General features: G+C 44.4%; 10 protein-coding genes. All 10 read right to left on the bottom strand.

Annotated elements, in window-relative coordinates:
* The coding region (gene ftsY / locus AC1DVB_RS21720) for a signal recognition particle-docking protein FtsY (RefSeq protein ID WP_477590898.1) at nucleotides 1-952 on the bottom strand (952 nt) is incomplete at its 3' end.
* Between the two features lie 27 nt (nucleotides 953-979).
* A complete protein-coding gene (smc, locus tag AC1DVB_RS21725; RefSeq protein WP_095678851.1) occupies nucleotides 980-4543 on the bottom strand; it encodes a chromosome segregation protein SMC in 3564 nt (1187 codons plus the stop codon).
* A 20-nt stretch (nucleotides 4544-4563) separates the two neighbouring features.
* Nucleotides 4564-5307 carry a ribonuclease III gene (gene rnc, locus AC1DVB_RS21730; RefSeq protein ID WP_034313726.1) on the bottom strand — a complete coding sequence of 248 codons (744 nt, stop codon included), beginning with the start codon at nucleotides 5305-5307 and terminating at the stop codon, nucleotides 4564-4566.
* Between the two features lie 260 nt (nucleotides 5308-5567).
* Complete coding sequence (locus tag AC1DVB_RS21735; RefSeq protein ID WP_034313729.1) at nucleotides 5568-5801, bottom strand: acyl carrier protein; 234 nt, start codon at nucleotides 5799-5801, stop codon at nucleotides 5568-5570.
* A 57-nt stretch (nucleotides 5802-5858) separates the two neighbouring features.
* A complete protein-coding gene (gene fabG / locus AC1DVB_RS21740; RefSeq protein WP_034313733.1) occupies nucleotides 5859-6602 on the bottom strand; it encodes a 3-oxoacyl-[acyl-carrier-protein] reductase in 744 nt (247 codons plus the stop codon).
* A complete protein-coding gene (fabD, locus tag AC1DVB_RS21745) occupies nucleotides 6599-7546 on the bottom strand; it encodes an ACP S-malonyltransferase (RefSeq protein WP_328135787.1) in 948 nt (315 codons plus the stop codon). Before fabD ends, fabG begins: the two co-directional genes overlap by 4 nt.
* Before the next feature lie 27 nt (nucleotides 7547-7573).
* Nucleotides 7574-8560, bottom strand: a complete 987-nt coding sequence (gene plsX, locus AC1DVB_RS21750; RefSeq protein ID WP_454862193.1) for a phosphate acyltransferase PlsX — start codon at nucleotides 8558-8560, stop codon at nucleotides 7574-7576.
* 23 nt (nucleotides 8561-8583) lie between these two features.
* Nucleotides 8584-9141 (bottom strand): transcription factor FapR, encoded by a 558-nt coding sequence (fapR, locus tag AC1DVB_RS21755; protein WP_034313744.1) that lies wholly within the window; start codon nucleotides 9139-9141, stop codon nucleotides 8584-8586.
* A gap of 118 nt (nucleotides 9142-9259) precedes the next feature.
* Nucleotides 9260-11311 carry an ATP-dependent DNA helicase RecG gene (gene recG / locus AC1DVB_RS21760; protein WP_477590901.1) on the bottom strand — a complete coding sequence of 684 codons (2052 nt, stop codon included), beginning with the start codon at nucleotides 11309-11311 and terminating at the stop codon, nucleotides 9260-9262.
* The gene (gene sdaAA, locus AC1DVB_RS21765; RefSeq protein WP_477590903.1) at nucleotides 11308-12192 is read right to left on the bottom strand and encodes an L-serine ammonia-lyase, iron-sulfur-dependent, subunit alpha; all 885 of its coding nucleotides are present in this window, start codon (nucleotides 12190-12192) and stop codon (nucleotides 11308-11310) included. Before sdaAA ends, recG begins: the two co-directional genes overlap by 4 nt.
* Nucleotides 12193-12208: the final 16 nt, after the last annotated feature.

Consider the following 12208-nt stretch of genomic DNA (forward strand, 5'->3'; position numbering starts at 1 on the left):
CCTGTAGATCATCCATTTTTTCACCTAGCCCGACAAATTTAACGGGAATGGCCAATTCATTGCGAATCGCCAAAACAATTCCACCTTTTGCGGTGCCATCAAGCTTTGTTAAAACAATACCGGAAACATTCGTCGCTTCCTTGAATGTCTTGGCCTGGATAAGGGCATTTTGTCCAGTTGTAGCATCAAGGGCAAGCAGCACCTCGTGTGGTGCACCTGGTACTTCACGTTCAATTACACGTTTCACCTTTTCCAATTCCTTCATTAAATTCACTTTATTCTGCAAGCGACCGGCAGTGTCACAGATAAGGATATCCGCTTTTCGTGCCTTAGCGGCCTGAATGGCATCGAACATGACAGCTGCTGGGTCAGAGCCTTCACCCTGTTTGATTACACTGACACCGACACGCTCACCCCAAACCTCAAGCTGTTCAATCGCACCGGCACGGAAGGTATCCCCTGCAGCCAATACGACAGATTTTCCTTCTGTTTTGAATTTGTGGGCAAGTTTACCAATGGTCGTCGTTTTACCTACCCCATTAACCCCTACAAACAAAATGACCGTCAAACCTTCTTCTTGTATATTCAGGCTAGACGTCGCTTCATCATCACCTTGGTAGATTTCAACAAGCTTTTCGGAAATAACGGACTGCACTTCCCTCGTATCAGAGATATTGCGAAGCTTGACTTCCATTTTTAATTGATCAATCAGTTCCATCACAGTATCAAAGCCTACATCAGCCTGTATCAGGATTTCTTCAAGTTCTTCAAAGAAGTCCTCATCCACTTTCCGATAACGGGCAACAAGTTCATTAACCCTTCCAGTAAAGGAATTCCTCGTCTTTGTCAAACCTTGTTTGAATTTTTCCCCAATGGATACTTCTGCTTCAACTGATTTTTCTTTTTCTTCCTGAGTCGTAAATTTCTCTTTTAACTTTTTGAAAAAACTCATTGTCCCACTTCCTCTAATTCATGAATTTTAAACTTCCATAAAGTTTTCTGATTCTTCCATCCGGACGGAAACAAGTTTGGAGACACCTGACTCCTGCATCGTAATGCCATATAGGACATCTGCCTCTTCCATCGTTCCTTTGCGGTGAGTAATCACGATGAACTGCGTTTCCCTGCTGAACTTTCTTAAAAATTGGCTGAACCGGACGACATTCGCCTCATCTAGCGCTGCCTCGACTTCGTCAAGGATACAGAAAGGAACAGGACGCACTTTTAGAATGGAGAATAAAAGGGCTATGGCTGTCAATGCTCGTTCTCCGCCGGATAAGAGGCTCAAATTTTGCAGTTTTTTTCCGGGAGGCTGTGCAATGATATCCACCCCTGTATTTAGCAAATCATCAGGATTCGTCAGTTTCAGCTCCGCCCTGCCTCCGCCAAATAAAGCTTTGAAGACTTGTTCGAATTCTTTACGGATCGAATAGAAAGTATCCGCAAAGCGGCGTTTCATTTCATCATCCATTTCATCGATGACTTGGAATAATGTATCTTTCGCCTGTTGAAGGTCTTCCTTTTGACTAAGAAGGAATTCATAGCGTTCAGCTACACGTGCGTATTCATCAATTGCACCTAAATTCACCGTCCCCAGTTCCTCGATAGCAAGCTTGATGAGCTTCACCCTTTTTTGAGCTTCGTCGGCAGGCATCATCAATGGATACTGTTCTTTAGCACCTTCAAAGGAAAGGGTATATTCTTCTCGCAAGTGGTCGAGGCGATTTTCCAGTTCGACATCCAGACGAGTTAATTTCACTTCTTCATCCTTCATCACTTCGACAATGCCTCTATAAAGTCGATTTTCTTCTTTCAAGGACAGTTCGAGCGTTTCAACTTCCATTAGAAGCTCGTTTTTTTCCTGTTTTTTTATGGTGATTCCTTCAATTGCTCCATTTTTATCGAGCAATTTCTGCTGAGCCATATCTTCCAGGGACTCTTCCCCGCTTGAACTGTCTGTCATTTCATTGGTCAGGAGCCCTAAATCATCTTTGTTTTCAGCAAGCCTGCTTGATTCCTTAGAAAGATCCGATTCAATGCGTTCCATCTTCTCTTTTTGGTTTTGCAGCTGGCCACGCTTGGAAGCAAGCATTACCCTCAGTTCATTCGTTTCTTCAGCAAGGCTCTCTTTTGAAGATTGTTGTGATTGCTTTTGTTCGGTCATTTCGGAAATCAACCGGTCCAGACCATCAATTTCCGATTTACATGATTCCAAAAGTTCTTCCAGCTCTTCAAGTCTTGCCGTTTTTTGCTGTTGTTCTTCTAAATATGAATTTTTATCCAAATCATAAAGGTGCAGCCGTTCATTCACATTTCTTTCCTGAAGCTCCACTTCACGGAGTTCCCCTTTAAGGGTTTGTTCTTGTAATCGAAGTCTCTCTCCCGTTTTTCTGGTTTGTTCAAGCGTTTGCTCTTGAACACCCACATCCACTTTGAGCTGTTTGACTTGCTTTTCAAGCTGATTCGTTTTGACTTCCATGGCAGCAAGTTTTTGTTGGAGCTCCTCCAATTCCGTTTTCCTTGAAAGCAGGGAGGTCGTTTTTTGCTTTAAGGCTCCACCAGTCATTGAACCACCTGGATTGACGATATCCCCTTCAAGTGTTACGAAGCGGAAACGGTGCTGCATCATTTTCGCCAGGTCATTTGCCCCTTTTAAATCTGTGGTGATAATCACTGTTCCTAATAGGTTTTCAGCAATCGCTGCATGCCTATCATCATATTGGATCAATGAGGAACCAGTCCCTACAAAAGCTGAATGGCTCTTCAGCATCGATAATTGGTTAGCTGATATCTCTCTTGCCTTTATGACTGATAAAGGCAAGAAAGTCGCACGCCCGTACCTATTTTTCTTCAAGAAGGAAATGGCTTCCCGTGCATGCTCTTCGCGTTCCACGACAACATGCTGCATCGCTCCGCCCAAAGCCGTTTCAATGGCCGTTTCATACTCCTTTGGAACCTTTATCAATTCCGCAACTGCCCCTTCAATGCCTCGAAGGGTCTCTTTCGCTTTCAAAACCTCTTTTACACCCTGAAAGAAGCCTGCATAATCATCTTCCATTTCTTCAAGCAGTTCCTTACGCGATTTAGCCTGTTGAAGGAATTGATAGGCCTTATAAAGGGTGGTTTCTTGTTTTTGATACGTATCTTTTGCCGCATTCAATTTATTCTGCTGATTTCGGAAATAAGTGACATGCTCTTCAAGCTGCTTGGTCATATTGTCCATCAGCTGTGAATATTCCATTTTTTTAGCAGTGATATCCATTCTTTCAGTTAAGAACTTTTCATTTTCCATATCAAGTTTTGAATTTTTATGTTCCTGCTGCTCAAGCTGCTGAAGCAGGTATTGTTTTTCGTTTTTGGCCGAGGCCTGCTTGTTCAGCCACTCGATATAGTCACTCTTTTTCGCTTCGATCACCGCTTCGATATCACTATTGAATAGGCCGAGGCTTTTTTGTTTTTCATGTAAGGTTTCAGATATCCCTTTCACTTCCAAGTTCAGTGCATGCAGGATTTCCGTTTCCCTTTCCTTTTGCAAAGACAAACGCTCGACAGCAGCCTCACCTTCCACAATCGCTTTTTCCARCTGTGACTTGTTTTGGGCGGCATTTTTTTTCCGTTCTTTCAAAACTTCTTTACGGCCTTCAAGCTTTTCAAGTTCTTCGCTGGCATTCAGGAGAATCTCCTGAAGGCCATTGATCGATGTCTCAAGCGTCGCAAGACTATCCCTTAGCTTTTTGAGATGCGCTTCCCTGTCCTGAAGCTTTCCTGCCATTTGCTGTTCCATTTCATTATGTTTTTCAAGTTCCTGTGATAGTTTTTCCCATTTTTCATAAAGCTCTTCAATTTCATAAACGGTTAAAGCCACTTCTATTTGCTCTAGTTCGTCTTTCTTCGCCAAAAATTCCTTGGCGAGGGAAGACTGAATTTTTAACGGCTCCACCTGCCCCTCCAATTCATGGAGGATATCATGGACACGGTTTAAATTATCCTGTGTTTCCGTCAGCTTCGATTCCGCTTTTCGCTTTCTCGTTTTATACTTCAGGACACCGGCCGCTTCTTCAAAAATCACTCGTCTTTCTTCAGCCTTACTGCTAAGGATTTCTTCTACTTTCCCTTGGCTGATGATGGAAAACGCTTCCCTCCCAAGACCGGAATCCATGAAAAGGTCTATGATGTCTTTCAGACGGCAACCTTGATTATTAATGAAAAATTCACTTTCTCCCGATCGATATACACGTCTTGTCACACTGACTTCATGAAAGTCGATCGGCAGGGAATTGGTCTCGTTATCAAGGGTCAATGATACTTCCGCAAAATTCAACGCTTTCCTCGTGTCACTTCCCGAAAAGATGATATCTTCCATTTTTGCTCCACGCAGTGATTTCGCAGACTGCTCTCCAAGGACCCACCGGACTGCGTCGGTCACATTACTTTTACCGCTTCCGTTTGGTCCAACCACTGCCGTGACACCAGGTACAAAATCTATCGAAATTTTCTCTGCGAAAGATTTAAATCCTACAACGTCCAAACGTTTGAGGAACATGACCTTTCCCCCTCTACTGTTCAACTATCTTGTTGATTTTTTTCTTTTAAAACGATCAATGCATGCTCGGCTGCATGCTGCTCCGCTTCTTTTTTGGACTTTCCTATTCCAGAGCCAAGTTCTTCCCCATTCAGTGAGACCGTCGAAACAAACTCCCGATTATGGGCCGGTCCTTTTTCCTGCAAGATCTTATATTGCAGGACACCGATTGCATCGCGCTGGATCAGCTCCTGAAGCTGGCTCTTATAATCCATCACATGAGAAAAAGCACCCTCGTCTATCTTCGGAAACACGACATTCGTCAAAAACTGCACAACTGGCTCTAATCCTTGATCAAGGTACAAAGCACCAATATAGGCTTCGAATACATCCGCAAGCATGGCAGGGCGTTCCCTTCCACCTGTCATTTCTTCCCCTTTTCCGAGTAATACATATTCCCCGTAAGAAAGGCTATTGGCAAAAGCAACAAGTGAAGGCTCACACACAATGGCTGCCCTTAGTTTGGTAAGTTCACCTTCGCTCATCATCGGATATTTTTGATATAAGTATTTAGAGATGGTCAGTTCAAGTACAGCGTCCCCCAAGAATTCAAGCCTTTCATTATCTTCATAAGGCTTACGGCGATGCTCATTCACATAAGATGAATGTGTAAAAGCTTGTTTCAATAAATTTTCATCTTTAAAATGAAAACCCAGATTTTCTTGCAACTGTTTGAATTTATTTTCCTTGATTGATGGTTTACGATTATTTCCGTTCCTACGCATCACACAAAACCCTCCACGGTTCAAAAAGCATATTTTTCCAATACATAAAAAGAAACCTGGCAGGAATTCCTGTCAAGCTTTCCTATGTACCATCATACATGATTATCCGCTTAAAGAAAACTAAAGGCAAAAGACACTGCATGCAGGCGGAGCATACCCGTGAACATGCTCATTCCGTTATCTGCCGCTGAATCAAACTTCTTTAAGCAATAAGAGAAAGCCCCGTTAAAAAACGGAGCTTTTAGTCAAATGACAATTCATTACATAGTGCTTTGTATGTAATTCACAGCATCACCTACTGTGGCGATTTTTTCAGCGTCATCGTCCGAAATTTCCATATCAAACTCGTCTTCGAATTCCATGACTAGTTCAACTACATCAAGGGAATCGGCACCAAGATCTTCTTTGAAAGAAGCTTCAAGTTTTACCTCTGATTCTTCTACGTTCAAACGATCTACAACGATTTTAGTTACTCTTTCTAATACATCTGCCAATGTGTTCACCTCCCCTCAAGACATTATAAATTAATTTCGAAAAAAATCAAAGAAAACTTACATGACCATGCCGCCATCTACATGAAGAGTTTGCCCAGTCATATATTTGCTTGCATCGGAAGCAAGGAAAGACGCCACTGCAGCAATATCTTTAGGGTCACCGAAACGTGCAAGCGGAATTTGGTCCAGCATGGCTTTTTGGACGTCTTCAGGCAATTCCCCAGTCATATCCGTTGAGATGAAACCTGGGGCAATCGCATTGACCGTAATGCCTCTTGATGCAAGTTCCTTTGCCGTCGTTTTAGTCAAACCGATGACACCAGCTTTAGCCGCTACATAATTAGCCTGCCCTGCATTTCCGCTGACGCCGACGATCGATGCCATATTGATGATCCTGCCGCTGCGCTGCTTCATCATTTGCCTTGTGACAGCTTTGGTGCATAGGAACACGCCTTTAAGATTCGTATTGATCACAGAATCCCATTCATCTTCTTTCATGCGCATCAATAGGTTATCACGTGTGATGCCGGCATTATTAACCAGGATATCCACTCTTTCAAATTGTTCGACGACCTCTTTGATCATGCTTGTCACCGATTCACTATTTGCAACATCGCATTGGATGGCGAATGCTTTTCGGCCCAATGCCTTGATTTCATCAACCACTTCATTCGCTTTAGCTTCACTGCCGGAATAGTTAATGGCAACGTCTGCTCCCTGTCGGGCAAGTTCCAATGCAACTTCCCTGCCAATACCTCGTGATGCTCCCGTTACAAGCGCTTTTTTACCTTCGAGGATCATGCTTGTACCCCCTTCAATGTTTCAATTGTTTTAGTTAGAGTGTCTATATCGGATACCGAATGAATTTGAACGGAACGATCAATTTTCTTTATCAATCCGCCCAACACTTTCCCTGGGCCAACCTCGATGAACGTATCCACGCCCAATTCAAGTAGATTTTTCACACTGTCCTCCCAAAGGACCGGTGAATACAGCTGTTCGATTAATTTTTCTTTTATTTCGGCAGGTGCTGTAATGGGCTTAGCCGTTACGTTTGAAATGACAGGAATTTCTGCCTGTTTGAAGCTTACTTCATCAAGGACACCCTGTAACTTTTCTGCTGCCGGTTTCATTAATTCAGAATGGAACGGTCCACTCACTTCAAGAGGAAGAGCCCGTTTAGCCCCATTTTCCTTGGCTTTTGCACTTGCAAGTTTAACCCCTTCGGAGGTGCCTGAAATGACGATTTGCCCTGGACAATTAATATTGGCCAATTGAACGGATTCACCTGTGGCCGTAATTTCAGAAGTGACTTCAGATAGAGCTTCACGGTCCATTCCCAAAATCGCAGCCATTGAGCCTTGACCATTCGGTACCGCAGCTTCCATGAATTCACCGCGTTTACGCACTGTATATACGGCATCTTCGAAAGAAATTGCACCAGATGCCACTAATGCCGTATATTCACCTAAACTGTGCCCGGCAGTATAATCGGGTTTGATTCCCGCTTCTTCCAACTCCTTGACAAAAGCATAACTCGTAGTCAATAAGGCTGGCTGTGCATTATAAGTCACCGTTAATTCTTGTTGTGTGCCATTAAAGATCAATTCCGTAAGCGGAAAATCAAGTTTTTCATCTGCTGATCGAAAAATTTGCTGAGCACGCTCTTTTTCCTTAAATAAGCCATGCCCCATTCCTATTGATTGTGATCCTTGTCCTGGAAAGACAAAAGCAATTTTACCCATCTGTTACTCCCCTGCCTCTATGATTTATTATTGTTTTTCTATTGTCTCCGCAATTGTCGATATGACGTCATTTCCAACCATATCGCGAGTCTGGCGTATAGCATTATAGACCGCATTCGAATCTGAAGAACCATGCGCCTTAATGACAGGTGCCTTCAAACCGAAGAGGCCAGCACCGCCATACTCCGAGTAATCCATTTTATTTTTTATGACTTTTAGTTCGGGCTTTACCATTGCTGCAGCCAACTTACTTTTGAGGTTGCTCATCAAGGCAGCTTTCACCATTTTGAATACGCCCATAGCAGTACCTTCAAGAGTCTTTAACACCATATTTCCCGTGAAGCCGTCCGTCACAACAACGTCCGCCGGCCCGTTTAGGAGGTCCCTTGCCTCTACGTTACCTATAAAGGATATCTCCGATGATTGCTGCAGTAATGTAAAGGCATGCTTAGTCAGTTCATTCCCTTTTTTTTCTTCTGTTCCGATATTAAGTAATCCGACACGGGGCTTTTCGATTCCCCGCACTTTTTGGGCATAAACAGACCCCATTATGGCGAATTGAAGGAGATGCTCCGGTTTCGCATCGGAGTTCGCGCCTACATCCAGTAATACAAAACCCTTGCCATCGATCGTCGGAAGGGTGGGAGCCAATGCCGGACGTTCAATGCCTTCTATCCTTCCGACCACAAACAAACCTGCAGCCATCAGCGCCCCCGTATTGCCTGAAGAAATGCATGCGTCCGCTTCTCCGTCAGCCACTTGCTGTGCAGCCAATACCATCGAAGCGCTTTTCTTGCGGCGAACCGCACGAACAGGTTCATCGGTACTTAATATTTTTTCATCAGTATGTATAACCCTTATTCGGCCATGCTTCGCTAAGTATTGGTTAATCTCGGATTCATTGCCTATCAAGGTAATTTCCACATCGGAAAAAGCCTCGACAGCTTTCATCGCTCCCAAAACCTGTGCCTTGGGAGCATTATCGCCACCCATTGCATCTATCGTTATCTTCATTTTTTTCATCCTTTACTAGCAAGTTAAGAGCGATACATTTCGAACTCGCCTTTAAAAACCAGTTCATTACCTACGTAGCTTCTAACCTCCACCACGGAACGATCGTTGGTGTGGTCCACGTTTTTAACCCTCGCTTTAGCTACCACTCTTTCATTTTCCTTTACAGAACGAGTGAATAAAATGGATGCTTTCGCAGTTAATGCCAATTCATCATTTATGACTGCCACAGCCAATGAGTTTGCTTGGGCAAAAAGGTGATGTCCCCTTGCGATTCCATTCCGCTTAAAGACATGCTCTTTATTTATATCCAAAATCGAAATTGCATTATCATCTAAATTAAGATCAATTACTTCCCCGATGATTTCATCCAAAGGCAATGCCCTGATTTCGTCACTGAATTTTTTCTCGGCCACGCTTTTAATCCGTTCACGCAGTTCCGGTATCGATAATTCAAGACGGTCAAGCCTAATGGTCTGGACGCTCACCGAATATTTTTCAGCCAGCTCCTCATCCGTTACAAAAGGATTCTGTTTAATCGTTTCGATTAATAATTGCTGGCGTTCCTTCTTATTTCTTCGCATTTGAAGGTCACCATCCGTAGTATTATGACTAGGTACTAATAGTAGTATATATATTTTAAAAACAGATTGCAAGATATTGCGTAAAATCTCACAATCTGCTATTGGTTTTTTATTCAGTTCAGTCCAGCTTTTCTCCTGTAAATACTCCCGTTCCCTCTAAATAGTCTCGCAAAGGTGCATACTCCGGGGAATGCCAAAAGCTTTGGGAGGCAATCAATTTTGCTGCATCCATCCTTGCCACTTCAAGGGTCCTGTAATCATGGACCATGTCGGCTACCTTGAATTCGGGAAGGCCGCTTTGTTTTTTACCGAAGAAGTCCCCAGGTCCACGGAGTTCCAAATCTTTTTCGGAAAGGGCAAAACCATCGTTTGTCTCAGTCATGATTTTCATCCGCTCTTTGCCGACTTCCGTTTTCGGATCAGCCAGCAGGATGCAAAAGGACTGATCGCTCCCCCGCCCAACCCTTCCGCGCAGCTGGTGCAACTGTGAAAGTCCAAAGCGCTCCGCATCATAAATGACCATTACCGTTGCATTTGGAACATTCACCCCAACCTCGACGACCGTCGTGGAAACAAGGATTTGCGCTTCATTGGCACTGAACTGCTGCATCACTTCTTCCTTTTCATCCGCAGGCAGCCGTCCATGCATAAGACCCACTTTGTACCTGTTCGCAAAGTATTGTGTCAGCATTGCATGAACATCAAGAACATTCTGTAAAGAATCGAGTTTCTCCGACTCCTCAATCAATGGACAGATGACGTAAGCCTGTCTCCCTTTCTTTAGTTCCTTTTCGACAAAGGATAAGATCCGATCAAGCATTTGGTGTTTCGCCCAATAGGTCTCTATCGCTTTACGCCCGGCAGGCATTTCATCGATCGTCGAGACGTCCATTTCCCCAAACACTGTAATTGCGAGAGTTCGCGGAATTGGTGTAGCCGTCATGAAAAGTACATCTGGATTGGTACCTTTTTCACGAAGGATGCGGCGCTGCTCCACTCCGAAACGATGTTGTTCATCCGTTATGACAAGACCTAAGTTCCGGAAATTCACTTCATCTTGAATCAATGCATGAGTTCCTATCAAAAGATCCAGCTCCCCGGATTCCAGCATTTGCAATAATTCCTTGCGCTTTTTGCCTTTTACCGAACTTGTCAACAATGCGACCTTTACTCCACTAGGTTCCAACATGGCTTTCAGCGATTGTGTATGCTGCTCAGCCAAGATTTCCGTCGGGACCATAAGTGCACCTTGGAAACCTGCTGTAATCGTCGCCTTCAGGCATATGGCGGCAACCACCGTTTTCCCAGACCCGACATCCCCTTGAAGCAGACGGTTCATCCTGTAGGGAGACTTCATGTCATTCATTATTTCCTCGACGACCCTATTCTGAGCGTTCGTCAAAGGAAAAGGGAGGGTTTCAACAAAGGCTTCCAGCCGCTCCATGTCAAACTCCTGGCCTATTCCTTTTGACTGCTCCCGCTGTACTTTACGAAGTGCCTGCATTTTAAGTTGAAACAATAAAAATTCTTCATACACAAAACGGCGTCGGGCCTTCTTCATCTCATTGGCCGATTGAGGGAAATGCATGGTACGAAGAGCATCATTACGCGGCATCAGTTTGTATGCCGCCAATAATTGCGGGGGCAGATTTTCTTCTATCATTGTCCCATATTCAGAAAATGCATTGGAGATGAAGCGGCGGAGCCCTTTGACGGTAATGCTGCCCTTCACTGAGTACACCGGTTCGAACTCTTTCTCCCGGCTCCGGTCACCAACATGGCATTCCGAGCCTGTAATGGTTTGACGATGACGATCCCACTTTCCCGTTACCGTTACGGTTTCGCCTATCGCAAGCTTCGGCTTCAGATAAGGCTGGTTAAAAAAAATGACATTTATTAAATATCTTCCAGTCAAAACTTTAATCGTGAGCCTGGATTTTTTCTTTCCGAAGTACCCTAACATAGGTACCGTATGAACTTTGCCTTCTACAGTAACCCGTTCATCATGCTCGACCGTTTCTAAATCCCTCAACCGGTAATCTTCATAGCGATATGGGAGGTGCTCAAGGAGATCCGCGACGGTATGGATCTCCATTTCCCCCAAAGCTGCTGCCGTTTCGGCCCCAATGCCTTTTACTGCGGTAATGGGTTCGCGTAAAGTCGAGTTCACTTCTTATTTAGCGGTAAGCCAAAGATTTTCGCTTCCAACTCCCGCCCAGTCGGTGTAGCCGCTAAACCTCCTTGTGCAGTTTCCMTAAGAGCAGATGGCATCGTTTGCCCGATTTTATACATCGCATCAATTACTTCATCACATGGTATGCGGCTTGTGATACCCGCTAAAGCCATATCTGCTGCAACCATGGCATTGGCTGCACCCATGGCATTACGCTTCACACAAGGCACCTCCACAAGCCCAGCAACAGGATCACACACAAGACCAAGCATGTTCTTTAATGTGATTGCCATCGCTTCTGCACTTTGTGCCGGTGTCCCTCCTGCCATTTCAACGATGGCTGCCGCTGCCATACCCGAAGCAGAACCGACCTCCGCCTGACAGCCCCCTGCGGCTCCAGAAATCGAAGCATTATTCGCTACTACAAAACCAAACGCCCCTGCTGTAAATAGGAACTCTATTTTCTGTTCCCGATTCGGTTTTAATTTATTTTGCAAAGCGAAAAGCGCACCAGGCACAACACCAGCAGATCCGGCAGTGGGTGTCGCACAAATCGTCCCCATGGCTGCGTTCACTTCGTTTGTTGCCACGGCTTTGCTTACCGCATCCAACAGCAGTTCACCGGATAAGGAGTTTCCGGATTTAATGTAATTCTGAAGAAGGACTGCATCCCCTCCCGTCAGGCCGGAAACGGACCGTACACCTTGAAGTCCTTTTTCAACTGCCTGTTCCATTACATCCAGGTTGACTCCCATCTGGCGGATGATTTCTTCACGGCTTTTTCCCGTTACTTCCATTTCCTGCTCGATCATCAGCGTTGAAATTTTTTTCTGCTTTGATTCAGCTAATTCTACTAATTCCGCTACATTTCGAAACATGATTTCTTCTCCTTCC

This window comes from Peribacillus sp. P4_D6, assembly GCF_056401795.1.

What these genes read in the sequence shown, in the direction of transcription:
- rnc (WP_034313726.1), bottom strand. Translation starts at nt 5,307, where the DNA reads ATGCGTAGGAACGGAAATAATCGTAAACCATCAATCAAGGAAAATAAA.
- fabG (WP_034313733.1), bottom strand. Translation starts at nt 6,602, where the DNA reads ATGATCCTCGAAGGTAAAAAAGCGCTTGTAACGGGAGCATCACGAGGT.
- fabD (WP_328135787.1), bottom strand. Translation starts at nt 7,546, where the DNA reads ATGGGTAAAATTGCTTTTGTCTTTCCAGGACAAGGATCACAATCAATA.
- plsX (WP_454862193.1), bottom strand. Translation starts at nt 8,560, where the DNA reads ATGAAGATAACGATAGATGCAATGGGTGGCGATAATGCTCCCAAGGCA.
- fapR (WP_034313744.1), bottom strand. Translation starts at nt 9,141, where the DNA reads ATGCGAAGAAATAAGAAGGAACGCCAGCAATTATTAATCGAAACGATT.